The following is a 25,114-nucleotide window of genomic DNA, read 5'->3' as shown; positions in this document are numbered from 1 at the left end:
TGCCGCGGAACGAGGTCGGCACATGCGTCCGGACCCTGGAACCGGGGCGCGAGACTTCGCTCTATTGCCGGGCACAAGTCCCGTCTCGCGCGTCCCGGATGGTGCGGATGGTCGGAAGGGCATCGATTGGCTCGATTACCAGCGACCGAAAGTAGGTTTCCGCGCCTTGGGACTGAAGCTGGATCCTGCCATGGGTCAACGGCACCGCGCGACCCGTCGCATCCACCGTCCGGATGCCGCGAACCATCATGACGGGTACGCCGTTGACCACATGAATGGCCTTGTCGCCTAAAACATAGAGGTCGAGCCTGTTCCATTCGCCATGTGGCCGTTCGGCGTTCTGCGCGACCTTCACGTTCAGCATCGGAGCAACCACCAGGTCCTCCCCGCCTTCCATGAAGCGATAGTGTGGGGCAGGAAGGGAAAGATCGACGGCGACGCTGGTATTGAAGCGAATGTTTAGCGCAATAGGCAGCGCCATGCCGAGGGAGCCCGGTACCATCTCGAATTCGACCGACTTCATCCACGTCCCGAAGATCTCGCCGGGATTGCCATGGCTGTGATACATGACGCCGTTATTGGGAGGATTGCCCTCGCTGGGAGGCCAGCGTTTCTCACCCCATTTGAATTCAAGCCGCAAATGGTAATTTCCGAAATCGCCCTTGTGCGTTAGCGCGCCCCAAGTCTTTCCCGAGATGTAGATTGCGGGTTTGCCGTCTTCGCGTACTCGTTTGAAGACGCCATCGGCGCCCTCGTGCCCCAGCGGAGATCCGGCCGGACCACGATAGGTCCGTGCAGGATCGCCATATCCGAGCCACCCCTCCCAATCTTCAAGGTTTTTGCCATTGAACAGCAGGATCTTGGGACCCGTACGCTTCGGCAGATGGTCCAGGATCAATCGCTCGCCCTTACTATCGGCGCAAGCGGCGACTACCGAAGCCGATGCGTCCGGAGACGCATGCCCCGCGCCCGGCATCGCAATGGCGACACCTCCCAGAATGACTGAAACCAGGAGGCGTGTGATCATGCGTTTCGCTCCACCCTCGCGCCGGTAAGCCCCGCGCCTATCAGAATCGAACGACGGTCTGACAAAACAGCTTCCTCCCCATGCACGAGCCTTACGCTAGCGAAGCATATGACATAGATGCAAGCAGTATTGACCGTAACGTCGCCGCATGCGAACGCTTGTGCCGGGATGGGGACGGTACCGCTCCGGTCCTTCGCTCCTGCGTACTGAACGCACGTCGTTGAGCGCCTCAGGGAGACTTAAATGAAAGTTGTCGTTCCGTTTCTGGTCCTTCTGCTCGCTGGATGTGCGCCGCAGTCGGCGATCAACGTCGCGCCGGCGACAACCGTTGCACCCGCGCCGCGCGCATTTCCGGCTGTCCAGGCTGCCGTTGACGCTGCTGTCCGGGAGGGCCGCGTCAATGGAATTACTGTCGCAGTGGGCGTCGGCGATGATCCGACCACCTTCATCTCGGCCGGCGAACTCACTATCGGCACCGGCATCGAGGCAACGCAGGATTCGCTGTGGCGGATTTATTCGATGACGAAACCAATCACTGCCGTCGCGGCCATGATCCTGGTGGACGAAGGCAAGCTGGACCTCGATCAACCGCTAAGCGAATTCTTTCCGGAGTATAAGAACGTCCGCGTGCTGATCGATCCCGACAACGGCCTCGAAACGCGCCCGGCAACGGGCCCCATCACCATTCGTCATCTCCTGACGCACACGTCGGGCCTGGGCTATGCGATCGGGGGCAAGTCGCCTGCGGTCGACGCCATGAACAAGGCCGGGATCCTGCCGTTCCAGTGGAGCCGGGCGACGGAGGCCGCAGTCCGGACAGCACGCCCGACCACGCTCCAGGATTTCGCGAAGCGCGCCGCGACAGCCGGGCTTGTGGCCGACCCCGGCACGCGCTTCAGCTATTCGATGAGCCTCGACGTCCTTGCCGCCGTGGTCGAAAAGGCGGCAGGCATGCCCTTTGAAACATTCCTGCAGCAGCGCCTGTTCACGCCGCTTGGCATGAATTCGACATATTGGCAGGTGCCCGCCAGCGAAGTCGGGCGCTTCGCGACCAACTATCTCAGCGTTCCAGGCGCCTTGCCCAGCGCGCCGGCATCGGCCAAATTCTCGCCCGCCGACCCGGCGGCGAGCTCGGTGTATCTCGATGCGCCCAGCTTCCCATACGGCGGCGCAGGGCTGGTTTCCAGTGCTGCCGATTATGATCGGTTCCTTCATATGCTGGCAAATGACGGGACGCTGAACGGTGTCCGCGTGTTGCGGCCGCAGACCGCTCGCCTTGCCAAGTCGAACCTCATGCCGAAAGGGGTCCTATATCGCGGCCTCGGTCCGGTTGTAACCAAAGAGCCGGCGGGGTTCGGGGCAGGCGCGATGGTCACTACGGCCGAAACCGACAGCCTCGGACGCAAGCGTGGCACTTATGGCTGGGACGGCGCCGCCGGGACGCACGCCTGGGTCGATACTGTCAGACGCGTGCGGGTAACCACGATGATCAACAATCCGATGGCTGCCGCAATTACCGAGGAGATCGACAAAGCCGTCGCCGCAGATCTCGGCGTGGCGAGATAAGCGGGGCTTCCGGCCCATTGTGCTCGGTCAGCAGCATTTGGAGCTTTCGCTGAGCATCGCGCTCCTGACTGATCACTGCCGCGATCCCGGGTGTTGCGCTCCGGCGTGATGAAAGCCATCCCGCAACCCCGCCCAGCCGTGGGATCCGGATCATTGCTGCGCCGGACAGGTCGGGATTGGGCATGCTCGACAAAGGCGCTAGAAACAATCAAAACTGACTGTTACAAGCTTCCCGATATCGGGAGAGCAAGACCGTGCGAAGCAAGAACGCGGTAATCGTCCACGTCGGAAAGACCGTTAGCAAGGTCAGCCTCTGGTCGAGTGCGGGGACGCTGCTCGATGGGCAGCAACATATCGCACCCCCTCACGCGACCGGCGGCATCAGGCGCCTCGACGCCGAAGGCATCGGCGCGTGGCTCCTTGAGGCTCTCACTCAATATGCCGATGAGAATGTCGGCACGATCATCCCGATCGCGCACGGCGCGACCCTTGCTGCAATCAACGCGGATGGGCTGGCATTTGCGCCTCTCGACCACGACGAACCACTCCCGAAGGATATCGCCGCTGCGTATCGAAACGACCGCGACGCGTCTGCGCCAACCCGGTCGCCGCGCACATCGGGTGGCCAGGATCTCGGCGCTCGGCTCTATTGGATGGAGCAAATCACTCCCAATGCGACCGAAGGGGCGACAATTCTTCCGTGGGCTCAATATTGGGGGTGGTTCCTCTCGGGTCGCGCGGCGACCGAGGTCACCGGTCTCGGTAGCCATGGCGACCTTTGGTGCGCGGACACCGGACGCTATTCGCCCCTTGCACTCAGCCGCGGTTGGGCACGGAAATTCGCCCCGATCATGTCGGCCTATGAGCCGCTGGGTTTCATCCGTCCTGAACTCGCGAAACGGTCCGGCCTGCCCCGCATCACACGGATCCTCACCGGCATGTCTGACCGGCACGCCGCGCTTCTGGCCGCCCGGGCCTTCGCCGAAATCGGCATGTCCGATGCCACGCTCATCACCACAGACAATCAGCCGGTGGCGATGCGTATCGTCTCCGACCCGCTTTGCGCAGACGGCTATCCTGTCCAGCGCAATTGCTTTCTTGAAGTCGACCCCTACGATCGGCCAGTCGCGGCGGCGCGGTTCAAAGCCACCCGCCAGTGGGGCAGTGCCGGCAATTTGGGCGACTTCGCCGCGCCGGCGCGACCGGACCCTGAGCACGAGACGTCAAAAACGGAATCCGGCCAACGGGTCGATGGCCTCAACGCCGCGCTCGAGGCAGATGCGGCGCTCTCGACGATCGGGAGCCGCACAAGACTTCTCGTCTCCGGTGACCTCGCCGATCTGGATGACTTCGCTCCCGCGCTTGCTGCGCTGCGGCCTGATATGAAGGTCTACACAGCGCCGTCCGTCGATCTCGTCGCCCTCGGGGCGATGCGCCTCATCGATCGCAAATTCGCGCTCGGCGCCGCACTGCGGCCCGCGGATGCGCTCTCCGACGACATTCGGGCCTGCAGGCGTGACTGGCAGGACGCAAAGGCGCGGACCGGGCTTTTCAGGGCATGGTCAAACCACCGCGACACCCGCAATGCGCGCCGTCCAGCGATATCCCTATAGGCCAATCCTTCTCTCCTGTTCAGGATTGGCTCCCATAGAATCCAAATTGGTTCACACAGACCTTTCAGTTCAAACTACTGCATTAAAACGTAAAATGTTGCGATTGGCGAGTTCAATCCTCAGAAAATCTCGCCAATATCGACAAAATGATGGACATTGGTTCACCCATTATCCATAAATCCCGCGATCCAATGGGGGTGAAAAGGGGTTCGATGAAAAGAAGGACGCTACTTGCGAGCGCCGTCACGGCGAGCCTTGCGAGCTTCGGATCTGGCCTGCTTGCAAAGGTGCCGGAGCGTCCACGGCGTCTTTCCGTGACGCCTGTATCGTTCCGCGACTGGTTCGCCCAAACGCCGAAGCCTTTCACGAGCGGGCGCCCGCCAGCGCGCCCCATGACGCTCGGCGAGTTTCCGGCGTTCGCGGCAGACGAGCTTGGCATCCGCGAAATCGAACTTTGGTCGGTATTCTTCGAAGATGTTTCGCCTGCCTATTGCGCCTCGCTCCGGTCGGCAGCGCGCAAGGCGGGCGTCCGGGTCGGCAATATCCAGCTCGATGCTATCGACGCGGACCTTGCTTCCACGGATGATGCGGTGCGCGCCCGCGGCATCGCCACCGTGAAGCAATGGATGGACCGCGCAGCCCTTGTTGGCGCTCCGCGTGTGCGCGCAAATACCGACCAGCCTGTGTCGGGAAGGCCATTTGACCCAGACCGCATCGCGGAGTCCTTTCGCGAGCTTGCGCGCTACGGCGACAAGGTCGGCGTCGACATCCTGATCGAGAACCATACCGGGTACAGCGCCTCGATCGCCAATGTCATTGCGATCCACGAGCGCGTCGGCCATCGGCGCTGCAGACTCCTCGCCGATTGGGGTAACAGCCGCGCCGCCGATACGGATGGCCGCATCGCCGATCTCGCGAAGATGTTCCCGGATCTTGCCTTTGTATCGGCGAAGGGAATGACCTTCGACGAGCAATATCGCCATTCGGCTTACGACATAGCAGCGATCGTCCGCGCGACCGAGGCCGCCGGCTATCGCGGCACCTATTCGATCGAGCTCTTTACCATGGGCAAGGCGATGCCCGAGGACCCGGTCCGGGCGGTTCGGTCGATGGCCGACACCATCACGGCCAATCTCGCGCGAAGATGAGCGCGCCTTCCGGTTCGAAAATCAGGAGATTATCTGCGTGACCAGCCTGCCCCTCGCCAATAGCCGTGTCGGAACGACGCCCGTCTGCTTCCGCGACTGGTTCGCTCAAACACCGGCCCAATATACGAGCGGGCGCGATCCAGCGCGCCGAATGAAGCTCGCGGAGTTTCCCCAGTTCGTCGCTGACGAACTGGGAATGCCCTTCACCGAGCTCTGGTCGGTCTTTTTCGATGACATCTCGCCCGCCTATTGCGCGTCGCTGGCTGAAGCCGCCGCGAAAGCAGGCGTTTCGATCGACAATATCCAGCTCGATGCAATCGACGCGGATCTGGCATCCCTCGACAACGAACGGCGCGACCACTCGGTCGAGGTGGTCAAGCAATGGATGGACCGCGCGGCGCTGATCGGGGCCCCCTCGGTACGCGCGAACGCGGACCAGCCTACCGCAGGCCGCCCATTCGATCCCGACAGAATCGCCGATTCCTACCGGCGCCTTGCCGAATATGGCGATCGGATCGGCGTCGACATCCTGGTCGAGAACCACTTCGGCTACACGGCGCAAATCTCGAATGTAATGGCCATTCATGAGCGTGTCGCCCATCCGCGCTTCGGCCTTCTCGCCGACTGGGGCAACAGTCCTGCGGAAACGACCGAGGCCCGCATCGCCGATCTCTCGCACATGTTTGGCGACCTCCGGCTCGTCGAGGCGAAGGCAATCCGGTTCGACGAAGATTATAACCATCTCAATTACGACATTGGGGCGATTGTCCGCGCGACCGAAGCGTCGGGCTATACCGGCAAATATGCCGTCGAGCTCTTCACGCTCGGCGACGCGATGCCCCTCGATCCCGTCCGCGCCATCCAGTCGGTCGCAGCGACCATTCGCGACAATCTTCGCGCCGCGGACGCGAGCGCTGCGATCAAGGAATGAGAAGGACCGCTCTGATCGGCGGTGCCGCTCTGGCCGCCGCAATCGCGCTCTCACCTGCTGCCGCCAGCGCACGCAGCACGGACGCACCCAAGGCGCAGACGGGCGTCCTCAAGCCGCAAACGATCGCCGAAGCCGAGGTCCGCGGCACGGCTCGCTGGACTGTCCGCAACGGCGTCATTTCGGGCGACGGTGTAAAGGGCGACGGTTGGCTTCTGTTCGATTTTCCATTGCAGGATATCGAAGCGAAGGGGCAATTTCGCTGCTCAGGGCCGTGCCGGCTCGGCGCCCTCCTCAGGATCGAACGGACCGGGGCCGGCGGTTGGAGCGGCATTCTCGTGCCCGTGGGAGAGCCGGGCAGACCGGCCGAGCGGATCATTGTCGATCGTTCAGGGCGCATTGCGGAACGGAAGCCTCTGCCGACCGGCGGCGCCATGAGCCGCCTCGCGGTGCAGCCCCCTGCCGGAGCCCCCTCGATCCCGAAGGCACGCGCACCGGCAACGAGTACTGCCCCCTTCCCTCCACCGCCGACCGATCTTCGCACGGCGGACTGGAACGACCTCGGGATCGTCTTCGACGCCAATGTCGTCAGGGTTATCGTCAACGGAGCGACCGTTGGATCCTGGGTCGCCGATGCCGATGGCTATGGGGCCGCCGCGCTCTTCATCGAACGCGGTAGCCGCGCCGATATCAGGGGTCTGTCGATCGGCGACACGAGCGCGCGCGTGCGCGAGCCGGATATAGTCGCGGGAGGCTTCACGAAGCAGCAACTCAACGACTTTTTTTATGGCTGGTCCGCTGCGGCAGGCGACATCGACCGCGACGGAAAAACCGATATCGTCGCGGGGCCCTTCATCTATTTCGGTGGCGATTTCCAGCAGTTCCGGGAGTTCGACCTGCCCGAAGCCGCGAACCCCGCGACGGACTATCCGAAATTTTTCGAGCAATATGTCGCCGACTTCACCGGTGATGGCTGGCCCGACATATTGGCGGTCCGGCATGCCCCGCCTTTCGGTCAACTCTACGTCAATCCGAAGGGCGAGAAGCGGCGCTGGGCTGTCGCGACGGTCCTCGACATGCTCGTCACCGAAAAGACCGCGCTTGCCGACATCGATGGCGACGGGAAAGCCGAGCTTCTTTACACCATACCGGGCGAATTGCGCGCGGCCCGCCCGGACCCGGCTAATCCTGCGGGAAAATGGCTGGTCGAAACGCTCTCCAAAGAGGGCGTGGGGCCCGGTGGAAACCACGGATTCGGCACCGGGGATCTCAACGGCGATGGCCGTCTCGACATTGTGTCGCGCTTCGGTTGGTGGGAGAACCCCGGCGCTGCCGCTACTCCCTGGCGCCACCATGCGCAATTTTTCGGACGACACGGCCCCGGCGGCGCGGGCGGCGCAGGAATGGCTGTCTACGACGTCAACGGCGATGGGCTGAACGATGTCGTAACAGCGCTCAGCGCGCACGGCTATGGTCTCGCCTGGTTCGAACAAACGCGCGATGCCGCGGGAAAAATCGGCTTTACGCAGCACCTGATCATGGATGGCCCCGGCGGGACGAATGCAGGCGGCTTTGTCTTCTCGCAGGCGCACGGCAGCATCGCGGCCGACGTGAACGGCGACGGCATCCCCGATTTTGTCACCGGCAAGCGCTATTTCTCGCACCTTGAATCCTGGGGAGACCCCGACAGCTGGGGACCGCCGGTTCTCTACTGGTACGAGACCGTCCGGGATCCGTCGGCTCCCGGCGGCGCGCAGTTCGTCCCGCATCTCATCCACAACCGGTCGGGGGTGGGTTCCGAGCTGCTCGCGGCCGATCTCGATGGCGACGGACATTCCGATCTGGTGACTTCGACCCGGTTCGGGACTGCCATATTCTGGAACCGCGATGCAGCTAGGCGTTGACGGGACCGCGTGGTCGAGGAATGACAACCTCGATGGCGCCTGAGCATGAAGAGGAAGGACCGATGACAATGGAAACGGCGTCCTCGAAGGACAATGAAGACGAGGACGTCATCCTTTCGCCGCGCACGCTGACGCCCGCGGAGGAACTCGCCGCGCTCGTGACCGATTTCAAGACGAAGATCGACAGCGGCGACTGGGCACCCGGAACTCGCCTTCCGACGGAACGCGAACTCGAGAAGCGCCTCGGCATCTCCCGCAATCTGCTGCGCAAGGGGCTCAACCAGCTGAGAGCCGAAGGCAAGATCCATCGCCATGTCGGGCGTGGCACGTTCGTGACCGGTCTCGCTGGCGCCCGCGGCATCGATACGATGATGGAGCAGCTGGGCGCGCTGACGACGCTCTCGGAAGGCGACAGCCTGCTCGGAATATTGCGTGCCGCAAGCCCCGCCGACCTGATGGAGGTGCGGCTGATTATCGAACCGGCCGTCGCTGAACTTGCGGCGCACCGCGCGTCGGCGCGGCAACTTGCCTATCTGGAAGAGTGCCTCGAGCGCATGACGGCAGCAAGTGAAGAGAGCGAGTTCGACATCTGGGACGGGCAGTTTCACGAAACGCTCGTCGGTGCGGCGCGCAACGAGACGCTGGCCTTGCTTTACACGGCGATCGTGCAGGCCCGCAATTCGCCGGTCTGGGCCGACATACGCCGCCGGTCCGTCACGCCCGAACGCCGCGATCTCTACCATCGGCATCATCGCGCCATCTTCGAGGCGGTCGCCAACCGCGACGCCGAGCGGGCGCGCACTGAATTGCACAATCACCTGCGCGAGCTACGCGGCCACTTGCTCGCAGCCTGAGGCCCAACCGCTTTGTTGGCAGCCGAAGCATGAGAAATGCGCCAGGGTCGGCGACACGTCTCCCGCCGGGTTGCGGCGCTCAAACCGCCGGAACCGCACCGATCGCGCGTCGCCCCCTGCCCTTCTCACCCGTTGCCGTCAGCGCAGATTCCCTTTGCCGCCCTGCCCCATGCGCGGATCTGATCACATCTTGAGCGACGCGCAACCAATCATCATATTGGTTCAGCCATTTGTGGCAATTGGTTCTGAATTGGCTTGAATGGTCGAGCAGAATAACATTAAGTCGCGGAAGAAGGCGCGCAGAGACGCCAAACATGGAGAATCGAGATGCAGCGGTCAGGGCTGGAACGATCGGGTCGCAATCACAGGCTGCCGCGATGGCTCGGAACGTCAGGGGTGCGAACGACGGCGGCCCTTCTCTCGTTGCTCGCCGGATATGGGCTTGTCTCTGCGACCGCGGCGCCGACCGGTGGCTCGAACTCCGGATGGGCCGCCTATGAAGGCGACGCCGCATCCTCCCATTTCGCTGGCGTCGATGAACTCTCCCCGGCCAACGTCGATCGCCTCAAACCCGCATGGACATTCGACCTTGGCGACAGCGACAGCTCGGCGGAGCCGATGCTGCTCGGAGATCGCCTGATTGTCGTCGGGGGCGCCGGTACCATCGCAGCGCTCGATCCGGCGACCGGAACAGCGCTCTGGAAGACCGATACGAAGCTCCCGCTGGGCGCAGTTCGCGGCTTCTCCTATTGGCGCAGCAAGGACGGGAAGGAGGAGCGGCTTCTCTTCGCAGCCGGACAGCGGCTTCGCGCCCTCGATCCCGCCACCGGTGCGTTGATCTCGGGTTTCGACGTGGACCTTCGCGAGGGTCTCGGCCGCGACCCCGCGACCATCGGCCGCATCGCGCCGCCGACGCCCGGCCGCGTGTTCGAGGATCTCATCATCATGGGTTCGGTGACAGGGGAGAATTACGAAGATCCTCCCGGCCATGTCCGCGCTTATGATGTGAGGACGGGCGCGCTTGTCTGGACATTCCGCACGATCCCCTCTCCCAGCGACGAAGGCGATCAAAGCTGGCCTGCCGATGCCTGGAAAAAGGCCGGCGGCGCCAACGTGTGGGGCGGCATGTCGGTCGACGATGCGCGCGGTATCGCCTATTTCGTAACGGGCTCCGCGACCTATGATTTCTACGGGGCCGACCGCAAGGGTGACAATCTCTACGCCAACAGTCTCGTGGCGGTGGATGCGCGGACCGGGCGCCGTCTCTGGCATTTCCAGACCGTCCATCACGACCTCTGGGATTATGACCTCACGGCCTCGCCTGTGCTGATGACGCTAAAGCAGGCAGGCAAGCCTGTTCCCGCGGTCGTCATCGCCGGCAAGACGGGCTTCGTCTATGCGTTCGACCGGGTCACCGGGAAGCCGCTCTGGCCGATCCCGGAGCGCGCCGTTCCCCAGAGCGATGTCCCTGGCGAATATTCGTCGCCGACACAGCCGATGCCGCAATGGCCGCTGCCCTTCGCCCGGCAAAGCTTTACCGAGGCCGACATCGACCCCGCGCTTGATGCCGAAGAGCGCGCCGCCGTCATCGCCAAACTGACGGGTTCGCGCAACGAGGGTATTTTCACGCCCCCGTCGCTCAAGGGTTCGATCCAGGTCCCGGGAAGCCATGGCGGCGCCAATTGGGGCATGGCGGCCGGCGATCCCGCAACCGGGCGCTTCTACGTCCTGTCCTACGACATGCCCGCCTTTCTGAAACTCAGCGAGGGAATGACCGCGGGGGCGCTCGAGATACTCGCCCAGTCGAAAGGCCGGGGCGCGGCGGTCTATGCGACCAATTGCCAGGATTGCCACGGTGCAGACCGCACGGGCCAGCCGCCGCTGATCCCGTCGCTCGAGAATATCTCGGGACGTATCGCGCCGCCTGCCTTCCTGAAGCTGATCCGCGAGGGCCGCGGCCAGATGCCCGGTTTCCCCGACATGGACGCAACCGATATCCGCGGCCTTGCTGTGTATCTCTCGAATGTCCCGGTGGCGGCCGCGCCCGACAAGCCCATCGAGCGCAAGCCTGGAGAGCCGCTGCGCTATCGCACTTCGTTCGGCTACATGCTGTCCAAGGCGGGGAACTCGGTCATGACGCCCCCGTGGCAGACGATCACTGCCTATGACATGAACAGCGGCGAGCGCGTCTGGCAGACACCCGTGGGGACCGCTCCCGGTCGTCCCGCACCGACCGGCTCGAGCGTTTCGAAGGGCGGGTTGGTGATCACGTCCGGAGGCCTGGTCTTCGCTGCCAGCGAAGCGGACCGGATGCTGCACGCTTTCGACAGCCGGAGCGGGCGGCATCTCTGGCAAGGCGCCCTGCCCTCGCGCCCGCGCGGCGGCCTCGCCATCTATCGGTACAAGGGCCGTCCGTATATCGTCGTCCCCGCCGCCAATGCGAGCGGCTTCAGTCTCGGCGAACTACCTTCGACCTTCTCGGCCGGACGCAATGCCTATATCGCCTTCTCATTATGATCGGCGGCGCCTGCCGGGGAAGCCTGGCCGAACGACGCCCGCAGCCGCTCGATCGCAACCATCGATGCGACGAAATCATCTTCCGGGACAGGAAATGACGCGCCATCTGACAGCGTGGCCGCAACGGCGGCGAGCTGCGCCTCGAACGAACTGGGCCCGCCGACCTGCTCATCCTTCTGCTGCCCACCGACACAAAGGGTCAGACGATGCCCGAGTTGCGGCAGGACGGGATTGATCGCCTCGATCCAGCCATCCTCACCCTCGATCCTCAGCCGGGCAGCTGGAGCCTGCGCGATCATCGAGGCGGCAATACGGCACTCGAGGCCATTGTCATACGCAAGAACGGCCTCGAAGCGCGCATCGACCCCGCCCATGAATTCCGCCTCGGCCGATTTGACCTCGAAATCCTCGCCGGCGATGCGCCGGACGAAGGCCAGCGGATAGACGCCGAGATCCATTAGTGCGCCCCCGCCAAGCTCCGGCGACCAGCGGATGGCATCCCCCCTGTCGATCGGAGCCTCGAACAGCGCATCGATCGACTTCAGATGGCCCAACTCGCCTTGGCTCACAAGTTCGCTGATCCGCTGGAACAGCCGGTGGTGCGGCGAATGCATCGCCTCGAAAACCCGGACGCCCGAGGCGGCCGCGGCGTCACGCACCCGGACGGCGTCGGCAGCGGTCAAGGAAAAAGGCTTTTCGACAAGGACGGATTTGCCGGCCGTAATGGCCGCGAGAGCCTGCTCGGCATGGTGGCTCGGCGGGGTGCCGATATAGACGAGATCGACGTCGGGATCGTTCAGGAGCGCCGTATAGTCACCATAGGCCCGCTCGATCCTCTGCTCCTTCGCGAACGCCAGCGCCCGCCCGAAATCGCGCGACGCGACGGCGATGACCTCGACATTGCCGACATGGGCAGCAGCTCCGGTGGCCGCATGTAGCGCGACGCGAGACGCGCCGATCAATCCGATCCGAACAGGCTGCATGAAATTCTCTCCGATTTGCAAATCACACGAATGATTGGGCCAAACAATAAGCTACATTACGACGTTTGCAATCACTTCTGACCGTAACTTTCGACGCGGCCGTTTGCCCGGCTTTCTCGTCGTCAGGAGGCCCCGCGCACTTCGACGGGCGCGGTGCCCATTCCGGCGTCCCCGACGACGGTGGGCGTACCGGTTCCGCGGCACATCAGATGAATGGAACGCCCGCCAATGTCGACGCGGCTGTCTACAGCATTCCCGTTCGAGCCCTCGGCATGGGCAATCGTCGCAGTCATGATGACGATCGGCAGGGCGAGCAAAAGCGCATCAACTGCTTCAAATCGGTCGGATATAAAAACCGTAGACGGTCGCTCGATGTTTTTTGGATGCGAAATCCAAAGAAGCGCAATCGTCATTTTCCGGTACGCCGATGATGGCCGATGCACGAACCGCTATCGCGGATTGGAGCTAGCGGCGATGTAAAGCGGCCCGGCGAGCGCCGCGCCTGATTGAACGGTCGCTGCCATGGGTGGACCCTTTCGACTCCTTCAACTGAGGGGTCGAACGATGAATGAGCTTATCCAGATTGGCCCGATCAGCCCGCTGCGCCAGCGCCTGATCGACGACATGACCATGCGCCGTTTCACCGAGGAGACGCATCGCAACTATTTGCGCGACGTCGGACGGTTCGCGACCTGGCTCGGGCGCTCGCCCCACACCGCGAGCGCCGAGGACGTCCGCCAGTTCCAGATCGAGCAGCAGCAGGCGGGTGTTCCGGCGCCGACCATGAACAGCATCGTCAGCGCGCTCTAGTTCCTGTTCACGCACACGCTCGACCGCCCCGACCTCGCGCGCAAGCTGGTCCGCACCCGGCAGGTGCGCAAGATCCCGGTGGTGCTGACCATGGCCGAGGTGAAGCGCCTGCTCGATGCGACCCGCTGCCTCAAGCACCAGGCCGCGCTGTCGGTCGCCTATGGCGCCGGGCTGCGCGTCGCCGAGGTGTCGGCGCTGAAGGTCAGCGATATCGACAGCAAGCACATGCTGCTGCGGGTCGAGCACGGTAAAGGCGGGCGCTACCGCAAAGCCATGCTGCCCGAAGGCCTGCTCCTGTTGCTGCGCGACTGGTGGCGCGCCGGACGGCAGCAGGGCATCCTCGTTCCCGATGGCTGGCTCTTTCCCGGGCAGAACGCGTCGGCTCCGATCAGCACGCGCCAGCTCTACCGGATCGTCGTCGAGGCCGCAGAGGCGGCGGATATCGACAAGCGCGTCGGACCGCATACGCTGCGCCACAGCTTCGCCACCCATCTCCTTGAAGACGGCGTTGATATCCGCGTCATCCAGGCGATGCTCGGCCACGCCGCGCTAAATACCACCGCCTTTTACACGAAGGTCGCGACCAAGACGATGTGTGCGTTGACCAGTCCGCTCGACAGGCTCGCGCTCGCATCGCCGAGCGAGGAGGCACCCGACGGCTGACGCTAACGCGTGCCTCACTCGAGGTCGCCGACATCTTCCGTGCCGCGGGGCCTGCCTATCGCGTCGCCCATGCCGGGCATCTGAGCCTACATCAGCTCAAGATCATGTCGGCGATCGAGCATTGCCGCACCGCCGCGCTCGGCGGCCACGTGGAGGCCTGTACCGACTGCGGCCACTGGCGGATCGCCTATAACAGCTGCCGGAACCGGCACTGCCCAAGGTGCCAGGGCGCTGCCGCGCGCACATGGCTCGAAGCGCGCGAGGCCGACCTGCTCCCGGTCGGTTACTTCCACGTCGTGTTCACGCTCCCCGCCGAGGTGGCCGCGATCGCCTTCCACAATAAGGCGCTCGTCTATGATCTGCTGTTCAAGGCCGCTGCCGATACGATGCTGACCATCGCCGCCGACCCCAGTCATCTTGGCGCCAAGATCGGCATCACCGCCGTCCTCCACACATGGGGCTCGGCGCTGACCCATCATCCCCACATCCATATGATCGTGCCCGGCGGCGGTATCTCCCGAGACGGGACGCGCTGGATATCCGCACGCCCCGCCTTCCTGCTCCCGGTCCGCGTGCTCGGCGCCCTGTTCCGCCGCCTGTTCCTGACGAGGCTGCGCGCCTTACATGACCGTGGGCAGCTCACCTTCTTTGGCAGCATGACACAGCTCGCTGACCGGCGCGCTTTCCTGCGGCACCTCGCTCCTGTCAGGAAGAAGCGCTGGGTGGTCTACGCCAAGCCGCCGTTCGCAGGCCCCGAAGCGGTCCTCGCCTATCTGCCGCGATACACCCACCGGGTCGCCATATCGAACAGCCGCCTTCTTCGCTTCGATGAGGCCGGGGTCACATTCCGCTACAAGGACTATCGCCAGTCCGGGCCCGGACGACAGCAGGTCATGACCCTCACCGCCGACGAGTTTATACGCCGCTTTCTCCTCCATGCCCTGCCGCGCGGGTTCCACCGCATCCGCCACTATGGCCTGCTCGCCTCCGCCAGGCGCAAGGCTCATCTCGAACGCGCGCGCCGGCTGCTCGATGTCGCACTTCCACCGACCGACGAGCCCGTCGTCGATGCACAGCCCCGACCGGCCTGCCCGTGCTGCGGCGGTACGATGATCATCATCGAGGTGTTCGAACGCCGCTATCAGCCTCGCGCACCGCCTCCCTCAGCCCTCGCACCCGGGATAGAGGCGCCGTGATCCGGCACGGCCTGGCACCGACACGATCCAGGGCAGGCCCGCGCCTGGACGCGGACCCGCTCGCGCCGGCGCTGCGCAAAAGCAGACGCCGCACTATCAAAATCGGCCCGTCCGCTTTTGAACGTCCGCTTTCGCGATCTAAATCCAGACGGTCTGCTCTCGGATGCGTCCGCTTTTCGGCAGCACCTGGCTACCCCACGAACCGCGCAAAACAGCTTGCCCCATAGTCAGCCCATGATCCCCGCAGTTCGGGCATCGAAGACTTTCCGACGCCTATCGGCGTCCGAAGCTCTCAACGATTTTGAGACGGTCTGCTTCCGATCAGAAAGCGTGAGAAGCAGACATTGAGTAGTGCCAAGGTGTCAACGCCATGAAACTTTGGCGTTGGCCGATTCCGATCTGGGGGCAATATCGGCCCGATCGAGCCGGTCTACTTCGCGCAGGATCTTAGCGTAGGAGCGCGCGACGGCCTCCAGCGCGGGCGCGGGCACGATATCGGGTGCATTGGTGTGATAGACCGGCTGCGCGTCAATGAGCTGCAGATTGGGAACGTCGCGGTGGATGTGTGAGATATCGCCGGGTGCGTGGGGCTCCATCGTGTCGAACAGAGTCACGCCGAATCTTTTCCACGCATCGAGCGCAATCGATGCCAGCCGGTCGCTGCCGAAGATCCACCACATGCGGGCGTTCACCGAGTTCGAGAGGCGCAGCGCAGGTTCGACGCGGGCGCCGGCGCCGTTCACGCCCCAGATATAGGTTTGGGCGGACGCGACATGCTCAGAGTTGATGACCAGCGCCGTTTTTGCGAATATCTCGCTACGCCCCTCATGCATGGCGGCGGTGGCCGGCGACCCGTTGTGATGGCCCGCGGTGCTCACGAAATGGATCGTGCGCCGCCGCTGCTCCTTCGGTATTTTTGCAAAATGTTCCGCCAGCGCGAGCATGACCGCCATCCCCGAAGCATTGTCCATGCCGCCGGTGAAAACCGCGTCATGATGCGCGAGAACATAGACATCTTCGTCCGTCGTTCCCGGTAGGCTTCCCCAAATGCTGTAATCCTTCAGATTTTCGCGCATCTCGGATCGATAGTCGGCGTGAATCCGTACCGGCCCCTTCTCTATCAAGGAGCGGAGCGCGTCGGTGTCGCGTGTTCCCATCGTGAATGTCGTGAGCCCGGTGTTGGAGCGGGGGCCCGGCGCCACCTGCACCTCGAAATTGCCCGGCAGGGCGATGTTTACGAGAAGAGCGGCGGCGCCCTTCTCCTGCGCGCGCTTGGCGACGCCGAGCCAGCCCGCCGAATGGCTGATCGTGCCCGGCTGCGGGATGCTGGAGACCACGACGAGCTTGCCCCTGACATCGCGTCCCGCGAAATCGGCCTCGGTTCCTAACCCGACCCAGATCGGTTCAAGTTCCAGCCCGCCCTCGGGAAGCGGCACGCCGCTCGCCCGGGCGCTCTCGAAACTGATCTTCTGCCCTCCCGCCGAGGCGGTCAGCCGCCACGACGTCGGGAACCATTGCGGCGGCAGGTCGAAGGTCTCTCGCTTCACATTCTCGAGACCTATAGCCCTGAAGCGGCGCTCGACCCATTCGGTAACGGCCGCGTCATTCTTGCTGCCAGCGACCCGCCCCCACAGCAAATTGCCGTCGGCCTTGTCCTTGATCGAAAAGGCAACAATCTCGTCGACGTCCTTCGACATGCGCTTGCCATCGAGGCTTTCAAAGGCCTCCTCTCCCGTCGGGAGCGGAAGCTGCACGAAACTCGAGTTCAGATCATAGCCATGGTTCCTGACGCCTTCTGGCCAGGGGCTTGACTGCGATTGCGCCGCCGTGGGGCCGAGGCACAGGGTGGCGGCAAGCAGCGTCATCGTTCCGGCTCTTGCTTTCGGCAGCGATCTCATGGCATTTCTCCTCCACCCTGATTTTCGTCGATTTAGCTATTCCGAAAAGCCGTTAGCTCGCGAGCAGTTCGAGCCGCAGCGCCTTCTTGTCGATCTTGCCGGTCGCGCCGAGCGGGATGGCGTCGGCAAAGCGGATCTCATCAGGAATCCACCACTTCGCGATCTTGCCGCTCAGCAGCGTGCGGATTTCATCGGCGAGCCCCTCCGAAGGGCGCTCGCACACCAGGATCAGCAGCGGCCGTTCGCCCCATTTCTCGTGCGGCACGCCGATCACTGCCGCGCGGGTAACCTCGGCGTGCGAGGCGGCGATATTTTCGATATCCATCGAGCTGATCCATTCGCCTCCCGACTTGATGACGTCCTTCGCGCGGTCAGTGATCTGCATGAAGCCCAAGGGATCGATGCGCGCGATATCGCCGGTATCGAACCAGCCTTCGGCATCGAGGATCGGCGTGTCCTGGCGGAAATAGGCGCGGGCGATGGAATGCCCGCGGATCATCAGCCTGCCGTTCGCCGCCCCATCACGTGGTGCAGCTTCACTCTCATCGCCCTTCAGTGCCAGTGAGACACCGAGCGGCGGCCGCCCCTGCTTCAGGGTCAGCTCACTCCGCTCGTTGCCCTCAAGACCTGCGGTCTCGCAGACGTCGGCATTCACTGTCCCGATCGGAGAGGCCTCGGTCATCCCCCAGGCGTGGATCACGCGCACACCGAAGGATGCCAGATCGCAGACGAGCCCCTCGGGGACGGCGGCGCCTCCGATGAGCACACGGTCGAGTGCCGCAGGCCGCTCGCCCGACGATTTCAGATAGTTCACATAGTCTTGCCAGACGGTGGGAACCGCCGCCGCGAACGTCACGCCCTCGCTATTTATCAGCTCCGACACCGACGCGCCGTCCAGCCGGTCGCCGGGAAGCACCAGCTTCGCGCCGACCGCAGGACAGGAGAAGACCAGCCCCCATGCATTGGCGTGGAACATCGGCACAAGCGGCAGCACGGTGTCGGTCGCCCTGAGCCCCAGCATGTCGGGCTGGATCGACGTCAGGGCGTGAAGATAATTGGAACGGTGCGAATAGAGCACGCCTTTGGGATCGCCGGTGGTGCCCGACGTGTAGCAGAGCCCCGCTGCAGCCTCCTCGCCGAACGCGCCCCACCTCGCCCCCTCCTCCTCACGGTCCTCGATGAGGTCGTCGTAGCGATGCAGGGCCGGGCCAGTCTCTGCGCCCTCGTCGCCGCCCCTTAATACGATCACGGCCTCGATCGAGGGGCAGCGCGCGGCAAGCTCGCGCGCGAGCGGGAGCAGGCCCGGGGAGACGACGAGCAGGCGATCCTCTGCATGGTCGATGATCCACGCGATCTGATCGAGGAAGAGACGCGGGTTCAGCGTGTGGCAGACCGCCCCCAACCCCATAATACCGTACCAAGCCTCGACATGGTCGATCGTATTCCAGGCGAGGGTCGCGACGCGGTCGCCCTCGACCACCCCCAGATGGCGGAGCGCATTCGAGAAGCGCATCGCTCGCAATCGGACCTCGCGGTAGCTCGAACGCAGCTTGCGGCCGCTCGCCGCCCAGGTAACGACCTCGCGCCGTCCATGCCACTCGGCAGCATGATCGAGTATCCTGTCCAGGGTCAGGGAATAGGGCTGCATCAAGCCTTGCATGAAATATCCGTCATCTGAGGTCATTGGGGTGAAGGTGTGCCGCAGGTGCGCGATCTAAAAGCGGGCGCGCACTCCGACCCGCCAGCTGCGACCGAGCACGTCGTAGATGTCGCTCCGCGTCGGCACGTAGAAATAGCCTGGGCTCGAGGCGGGGCCATTGGGGATGATCGGCGGGCTCTTCGCGAGGAGATTGTCGACCGCGACATAGGCCTGCACCTTCCGGTCGCCGTCGAGGTAGGCGCTCGCGCGCAGATCGACATAGGCAACGGCGGGAACGCTGTTGTCGTCGACGTCGACGCCTTCGACATAGGCATTGTTGAGCTTGGCCGCGCCGATCACGCGAAGCTGGCTGGTAAAGCTGTATCGGTCGGACGCATATGTCGCACTCGCCTCGCCCCGGAATTTCGGGGCCCCCTCCCCGTTCACGAGGTTCGGCGGCGCGAAGTTCAGACTGCCCGCATAATCGAAGACCGTCCCGAGGCCATCGCGCACCAATTCATGCGTGTAATTGCCGAGCAGCGAGAAAGTGAAATTCCCGTCGCCTAGGGGGCGGCGGTAATCGAGCTGAAAGTCGACGCCCGAGGTTTTCACCGACGCCGCATTGACCGGGCTCGAGATGATCGTCGTGATCACCCCATTGCCGTCGCGGGTGATGAAGGGACAGAAGGTCTGGTCGCCTGCGGCGCACTGGCTCAGCACATAGGTGAAAAGCGGCGTGACGATCGCGCCGTTGATCTTGATCGAGTAATAATCGACCGAGGCGCTCAGCCCCGGAAGGAAGCTCGGCGTGAAAACGACACCGCCAGTATAGGTCTTCGCGCGTTCGGGCTTGAGATTGGGATTGCCGCCGGTCAGCGCGAAGATGTTGGTCGTCGGATTGCCGGGTCGGGTAACGTCGGTGATGACCTGGGTGGATGACGATCCGTTGCTGAAAAGATCGAGTAATGTGGGTGCGCGAATATCGGCCGAGATCGTGGCGCGTACGCGGATATCGGGAATGATCTGGCTCGTCAGTCCGACCTTCCAGGTCGCGACGCTCCCGCTCGTGCTATAATGGGTGTACCGGCCCGCAGCACTGAGATCCATCGTTTCGACAAAGCCATCGCGCACAAGCGGCACGTTGACTTCAGCGAAGCCCTCATAGACGTCGTTAGCAAAGTCCTGGAACTGGAAATTTCCCGCCGCATAGGCGCGCGCATACGAGAGAGGGTCAGCGGTCTGTTTGACCGTCTCGCGGCGATATTCGGCGCCGACCGCTACCGCGACCGGACCCGCCCAGGTCGAGAAGGCCTCACCCTCGATCGAGGCACCGGTCGAATATTGCGCCAAGGTCAGGTTGGACTCCGCAGGTCCATTATTGACGTAGGCGATAGCCGCCGGCGAGGCGACGCCCTCACCGAGGACGTTCAGCGGAACGCAGCCATTGTCGGGATCGGTAAGGGTAGAGCGGCAGACGATCGTTCCGATCGCGAGGCCCGAGCTGCCCTGGTTGGCCGCAGTCACCCGCACCGCGTCGACGGCGCGGTTATAATTAGCGATGACGGGGTTCACGACGAGCTTGGTGAAGCGCTTGTTGGCGGAATGCTGGCCATAGACTTCCCATTTCCACGATCCGATCTCGCCCGTGAACTCGATGAGCTGGCGAAACAGCTTGCGGTTCGCGTAATTGTGGAGGTTTCCGAGGCCATTGGGTTCGAGAAAATCGTCCCCCGCCGCACCATTCAGATTGTTAGTGTTGGTCGTGCCAAGCGGAAAGGAGGTCAGCCCGAGATCGATCATCTGCTGCCGGATGCCTGCGTCGAGATAGGGATTGTCGACCTGGATGTTGAGGTTGCCCTGCCGCGTGTAGGAGGCGCTCGCGCTGGTCGTGTGCGTCCAGCCGTAGTTGAGCTCGACCGCGGCCTGGACCTTGTCGCTGATTTCATAGGAAAGGCGCGCGAAACCCGTGAAATTCTTGATCGGCACCGTGAGGCTGTTCGCCTGACCGTTCAAAACGGGGTTCACGAAGGTGCCGCCATTGGAGATGGTGCCAGAAACATTGCCGAAGTCGAACGGCACCGGCGTCCCGTTCGGGCCGACGAACTGGATACCGCGTAGCGGCCCCCCCGTAATCAGTCCGCCCTGCGTAGCGGAGGAAAGACCCACATTGTCGGCGTGAATGAGCCGCGGCTGACCGTTTGTCGGTGTCCAGGCGGGGTTGTTCACGAGATTCTGCGACTTGTACCATCCTGTCTCCTGCGGAACGACATGATCGGGCGAGTAAAGATAGCCGCCGCTCACGATGAGATGGGCACGGTCTCCGATCTTCGTGCCGTAGGTCAGCTCGCCCTTCAACGATTGTCGCGTGCCGCGCTGGTTGCTCGCGGCCTCGATGTTGCCGCCCCATCCCGTGAAGCTCTTGTTGAGAACGACGTTAACGACGCCTGCCACCGCGTCGGAGCCCCATGCCGCCGACGCACCCGCGGTCACGATGTCGATGCGCTGGACGAGGCTTTGCGGCAGGAGATTGAGATCGACGCCGCCGGTTTGCGTCGAACTTACGACCCGCTTGCCGTCGAACAGCACCAACGTACGCGGGACGCCGAGATTGCGAAGGTTGACGAGGCTGAGTCCGGCCGTCCCCGAGCTCACATTCTGCGACGCGTTCGAGGAGTTCGGCGACGACATGTTCCCGGCCGACGGCAGCTTCGAGATCACGCTGGCAAGATCGGTATGATTGTCGCGCTCCAACTTCTCGGAGCTCACCACGGTCACGGGCGTGGGCTGCCGATAGCCGCTGAGCGTGAGGCGCGAGCCGGTGACGACGATGTCGCCGCCGGGATCGGAAGCGCCGGTATCGGCGCTCGCGGCGTCATCGGCTGCCTCTTCCTGACCAACGGCGGCGCTTGCCGAGGGCGGATCGGAGGCGACATCCTGAGCAAAGCAGACACCAGGCAACATGAGCGAAGCCGACGCGAGCAGAAGACTGCGCGAAGTGATCATATCTCTCTCCCATTTTTTTCGGGAAGCCGGTGCGCTACGCGGACCGGATTCTCGCCTTCTCATTTTTTTCAGAAGTCAGGCCAATTTCGATCCAAGTCAAGATCTTTCTTTTCTCCAGAAGAAAGAGAATGTAAGAGACGGCAAATGCCACGGAACTGGTTTCGCTGGCGCCGACTGTCCCCGCTGTTCGCTATCGCACCGGCGCGTTTTGGTATTGGAATGTGGCGCCGGGTCTCCTAGCTCCCTGCAAAGGAGAGAAAGTCCGCCATGAAGGAGAGCCTGCCTTGACCAAATCGGGAGTCGAATTGACCGAGCCCGACCCGAAGAATGGGCGCGTCCGGCAGGCCGATCGCCGCCAAGCGTCGATGGATTCAATCCTGGACAATGCCGAATATTTGTTTGCGGAGCATGGTTATAATGGCGTGACCTTTGCCGAGGTGGCGAAGGTGGCCAATGTCGATACGGCCCTGATCCGTTACTATTTCGTCGACAAGAAGCAGCTGTTTCGCGAAGTGTTCACGCGGCGGGGCCCGGAGATCAACCGGTTGCGGCTTGAGGCGATGGCGAGGGCGCGGCATAACGGAAAAAATGGCATCCCCCGTCTCGCGGACATCGTCGACGCCTTCATGCGCCCGGCCTTCGTCAAGATGTCGGACGATGCAGGCTGGGCCAATTATATGGCGATCGTGAGCTATGTGAACAGCTCGCGCGGCATTCTCGACGAGTTGATGTCCGAAGTCTTCGACGAGGTATCACGCGAGTTTCTCAACGATTTGCGTGCAATTTTTCCCCGCGCCCCCGAGCGCGAGATCTACTGGAGCTATCACCTGCTCACTGGCGCCTTCACCTTCTCGCTCGGCCGGACAGGGAGGATCGACAGGCTGTCGGATGGGCTCTGCAGCTCGAGCGACTCCCTCGCGATCGCTGATCGGCTGACCACGAGCCTGACCGTCGGAATCAGCGCGCTCTGCGGACAATTCTAACCTCCCTCAATCGAACCCCGGGGCCCCCGCCCGCACTTTCCAGTTTCTGGTGTCCGAAAAATCCTGACATTGCCACCCCTGATTCGTAACTTCTTCCCTCTTTCGGAAATTTCTGTTGACAAGTGGCAACGCTCATAGGATGCCTCGGGCAGGCAATGGCCACGCAAAGAATGGGTCATGCCCGCCGGATCCCGCTCCGCCCCGGCGCGACATTGATCCTGCGGAATGAGAGAGGCTGCCGAAGCTGCCGCGCCGCGCGCGCCGGCAAGCTCGATATCGGCTGAAAATCATTTCCGCAGGCATCGATTGACGTCCCCGGAAAGCGAATGGTCCGCGCGTCCTTCAACATCCTGGGAGGGTCCCGCCATGCCGCATCAAATCCGTTTCCTCACCTCGAGCGCTTGCGCCGCCGCCTCGGTTTTGGCGCTTGCCCTCGCCGCTACCTCCCCTGCTGCGATCGCCCAAGACGCGGCCCCTGCCGACGCATCGAAACCGGGCTCCCGGATTCTGAGCGTCATGCAGCCCGAACAGGCGGACCCCGACGCTGTCGACGCGCTCAAATGGCCGGTGCCCAAGGGTCTTGAACGCTACGGCCGGATCGACGGCGTCCACCTGAAGGCAATGGTGGAGGCGCAGGCCCAGATCTCGCGCGACTATCGCGACAAGGGTCACCAATATTGGGGAAGGATCATGGGCACGGAAGCCGACGCCGTCGGCGCCGCCTGGATGGAGGCGGAGTTCCGCCGTATCGGGCTCACCGGCATCCGGATGCAGTCGTTCGACGTTCCCGAGACGATCATGCCCAAGTCCTGGTCGGTGACCGTCGGAAGCGGACCGACCAGCCTCGCGATCCCGAGCGCCCTGCCGATCGGGAGGATCCCGGCGGAGACGACCACGGCAAAGGCGCTCGACCTCGTCTATGTCGGACTCGGAGGGCCAGTCGATTTCGGCGACCGCGCAGTCAACGGCAAAGCGGTGCTCATTCACGCGATCCCGGAGCCCAGCGCCTTCTTTTCTTCCGCCAGCCTCAACGGGGCGGTGGAACGCGCCGAACGGCTCGGTGCTGCTGCCGTGTTCATAACTCTCGGGCTCCCCGGTAATATCACGGGCCACATGTCGCTTCGCTGCGAGAAGGTGCCCTGCTTCGTGATCGGTAAGGAGGATAGCGAGAGGATCCTCGGCGAGATCGATCGGGCGGGTGGCAAGGTCAGCCTGTCCTATCGCCTTGAGACTGAGAGGCGTATCGACCTCAAGACCACGCAGGTGTGGGGTGTGCTCGAGGGTGCGACCGACGAGAATATCATGATCATCGCGCACCGCGACGGCTATTATGAGGCCGCGCTGGACAATGGTTCGGGCGTAGCCACCATGCTCGGCCTCGCCGAATATTTCGCCGCGGTACCGAAGAAGGACCGCAAGCGGACGCTCATATTCGTCGGTACGCCCGGCCATCATGATCCGAATTTCCTGGGCACGACGTGGATGCACGACAATCGCGAGCAGGTCTTCGGGAAGACCGCTGTGCTCATCAATGCGGAGCATACCGCCTATACCGAGGCGGAAGACATATTGGGCAAGCTCCGCAAATCGAACAGCCTCCCGGCTTTCAACTGGTATGTGGGCGGCAGCCCGCTACTGCGCGACATCAGCGTCAAGGCATTCACCGACTTCGGGGTTCCGCTTCTCGCCCAGCCGGACCGGACAGCGCCGGGCGAGGTCGGCAAAATCCGCGACGACGCTCCGATGGTCCAGATCATCACTGCGGCCTGGCCCTATCACTCGAGTCGCGACGATGCCGCGATCATACCTGCGGCGGGCATCGAGGCATCGACGCGCGCCTACGCGCGGATCATCGATGAGGTGAACAAGCTGCCGGCGAAGGCACTCGCTGCTCCCGCCAATACGACGCCTTGATCCTCCCCATCCGGGCCGGCATCCTGACGCCGGTCCGGATCAAACAAAACACGCGCGCCCTCTTTTTTGGAAGCATCAACCGGATCGTCGAAATCCCAGCCTCCCCAATCCACGCGCTCCGCCTTGCTGCCCTCCACCCCTGCTATTTACAGCTAGGGAGCCGACAAAGATTTAAAAGACCGGTATGCAAGTTATGGGGCGGGGATGATCGCTAGCTGATTCAGGCCTTTTTGCCCGGCCTATTGGCAGCTGCGGTCTCGCCGCGCGGGGCCCTCGGCCTAGCTCGAGGGACCCTCCGTGCTGAGGTAGCGAGACAAGCAATGCAAGTGACGTGCTCCCCTGAAATGTGACCGATTTTGAGTAGAGTCCGACGCGAAGGAGTCGGACAGAATGAAACGAAGCAGGTTCAGCGAAGAGCAGATCATCGCGATATTGAAGGAGCATGAGGCGGGGATGCCGACGGCGGAT

Annotated in this window: 16 protein-coding genes and 1 pseudogene; 11 read left to right on the top strand and 6 right to left on the bottom strand. The window is 63.3% G+C overall.

Annotated elements, in window-relative coordinates; genetic code table 11:
* Window positions 1-61: 61 nt before the first annotated feature.
* Window positions 62-1,027, bottom strand: coding sequence for a DUF1080 domain-containing protein (locus VGU00_RS05710; RefSeq protein WP_327466410.1), 966 nt, complete (start codon window positions 1,025-1,027; stop codon window positions 62-64).
* A gap of 243 nt (window positions 1,028-1,270) precedes the next feature.
* Between VGU00_RS05710 and VGU00_RS05705 the strand changes: the two genes are divergently transcribed.
* From VGU00_RS05705 to VGU00_RS05675, 7 genes are all read left to right on the top strand, one after another.
* Window positions 1,271-2,593, top strand: coding sequence for a serine hydrolase domain-containing protein (locus tag VGU00_RS05705; RefSeq protein ID WP_327466409.1), 1,323 nt, complete (start codon window positions 1,271-1,273; stop codon window positions 2,591-2,593).
* A 254-nt stretch (window positions 2,594-2,847) separates the two neighbouring features.
* Window positions 2,848-4,206: a carbohydrate kinase gene (locus VGU00_RS05700; RefSeq protein ID WP_327466407.1), complete on the top strand. Its 1,359-nt coding sequence runs from the start codon at window positions 2,848-2,850 to the stop codon at window positions 4,204-4,206.
* Between the two features lie 146 nt (window positions 4,207-4,352).
* Window positions 4,353-5,354, top strand: coding sequence for a sugar phosphate isomerase/epimerase family protein (locus VGU00_RS05695; protein ID WP_327466405.1), 1,002 nt, complete (start codon window positions 4,353-4,355; stop codon window positions 5,352-5,354).
* Window positions 5,355-5,391: 37 nt separating this feature from the next.
* Window positions 5,392-6,285: a sugar phosphate isomerase/epimerase family protein gene (locus VGU00_RS05690; RefSeq protein ID WP_327466403.1), complete on the top strand. Its 894-nt coding sequence runs from the start codon at window positions 5,392-5,394 to the stop codon at window positions 6,283-6,285.
* Window positions 6,282-8,186 (top strand): VCBS repeat-containing protein, encoded by a 1,905-nt coding sequence (locus tag VGU00_RS05685; protein ID WP_327466401.1) that lies wholly within the window; start codon window positions 6,282-6,284, stop codon window positions 8,184-8,186. Before VGU00_RS05690 ends, VGU00_RS05685 begins: the two co-directional genes overlap by 4 nt.
* 62 nt (window positions 8,187-8,248) lie before the next feature.
* Entirely contained in the window at window positions 8,249-9,040 is a 792-nt protein-coding gene (locus tag VGU00_RS05680) for a FadR/GntR family transcriptional regulator (RefSeq protein ID WP_327466399.1), read from the top strand.
* A 396-nt stretch (window positions 9,041-9,436) separates the two neighbouring features.
* The gene (locus VGU00_RS05675; RefSeq protein WP_327466397.1) at window positions 9,437-11,557 is read left to right on the top strand and encodes a PQQ-binding-like beta-propeller repeat protein; all 2,121 of its coding nucleotides are present in this window, start codon (window positions 9,437-9,439) and stop codon (window positions 11,555-11,557) included.
* On the opposite strand, the gene VGU00_RS05670 is transcribed toward VGU00_RS05675, so the two are convergent.
* Both VGU00_RS05670 and VGU00_RS05665 read right to left on the bottom strand, forming a co-directional pair.
* Window positions 11,536-12,540 (bottom strand): Gfo/Idh/MocA family oxidoreductase, encoded by a 1,005-nt coding sequence (locus VGU00_RS05670; RefSeq protein WP_327466395.1) that lies wholly within the window; start codon window positions 12,538-12,540, stop codon window positions 11,536-11,538. The two genes, VGU00_RS05675 and VGU00_RS05670, sit on opposite strands and share 22 nt — an antisense overlap.
* Window positions 12,541-12,662: 122 nt before the next feature.
* Window positions 12,663-12,953, bottom strand: coding sequence for a hypothetical protein (locus VGU00_RS05665; RefSeq protein ID WP_327466393.1), 291 nt, complete (start codon window positions 12,951-12,953; stop codon window positions 12,663-12,665).
* Window positions 12,954-13,104: 151 nt separating this feature from the next.
* On the opposite strand from VGU00_RS05665, the pseudogene VGU00_RS05660 reads away from it, so the two are divergent.
* Together VGU00_RS05660 and VGU00_RS05655 are read left to right on the top strand one after the other, a co-directional pair.
* Window positions 13,105-14,013 (top strand): annotated as a pseudogene (locus VGU00_RS05660) (tyrosine-type recombinase/integrase).
* Entirely contained in the window at window positions 14,010-15,209 is a 1,200-nt protein-coding gene (locus VGU00_RS05655; RefSeq protein ID WP_327467438.1) for an IS91 family transposase, read from the top strand. Before VGU00_RS05660 ends, VGU00_RS05655 begins: the two are co-directional and overlap by 4 nt.
* A gap of 362 nt (window positions 15,210-15,571) precedes the next feature.
* On the opposite strand, the gene VGU00_RS05650 is transcribed toward VGU00_RS05655, so the two are convergent.
* The 3 genes from VGU00_RS05650 to VGU00_RS05640 all read right to left on the bottom strand — a co-directional run bounded on the left by VGU00_RS05650 (window position 15,572) and on the right by VGU00_RS05640 (window position 21,749).
* On the bottom strand, window positions 15,572-17,107 hold the full coding sequence (locus VGU00_RS05650; RefSeq protein ID WP_327466391.1) for a M28 family peptidase: 1,536 nt from the start codon (window positions 17,105-17,107) through the stop codon (window positions 15,572-15,574).
* A 52-nt stretch (window positions 17,108-17,159) separates the two neighbouring features.
* Window positions 17,160-18,755, bottom strand: a complete 1,596-nt coding sequence (locus VGU00_RS05645; RefSeq protein WP_327466389.1) for a long-chain-fatty-acid--CoA ligase — start codon at window positions 18,753-18,755, stop codon at window positions 17,160-17,162.
* A gap of 66 nt (window positions 18,756-18,821) precedes the next feature.
* Window positions 18,822-21,749, bottom strand: coding sequence for a TonB-dependent receptor domain-containing protein (locus VGU00_RS05640; RefSeq protein WP_327466387.1), 2,928 nt, complete (start codon window positions 21,747-21,749; stop codon window positions 18,822-18,824).
* A 221-nt stretch (window positions 21,750-21,970) separates the two neighbouring features.
* Here VGU00_RS05640 and VGU00_RS05635 point away from each other — a divergent pair, with 221 nt between their 5' ends.
* Window positions 21,971-22,732 carry a TetR/AcrR family transcriptional regulator gene (locus VGU00_RS05635; RefSeq protein ID WP_327466385.1) on the top strand — a complete coding sequence of 254 codons (762 nt, stop codon included), beginning with the start codon at window positions 21,971-21,973 and terminating at the stop codon, window positions 22,730-22,732.
* Between the two features lie 516 nt (window positions 22,733-23,248).
* A complete protein-coding gene (locus tag VGU00_RS05630) occupies window positions 23,249-24,646 on the top strand; it encodes a M28 family peptidase (protein WP_327466382.1) in 1,398 nt (465 codons plus the stop codon).
* Window positions 24,647-25,114 lie beyond the last annotated feature (468 nt).

This window comes from Sphingopyxis sp. (assembly GCF_035944815.1).
Classification (GTDB): Bacteria; Pseudomonadota; Alphaproteobacteria; order Sphingomonadales; family Sphingomonadaceae; genus Sphingopyxis.
Note: the sequence above shows the minus strand (reverse complement) of the source record. Positions and strands in the feature narration are given on the sequence as shown.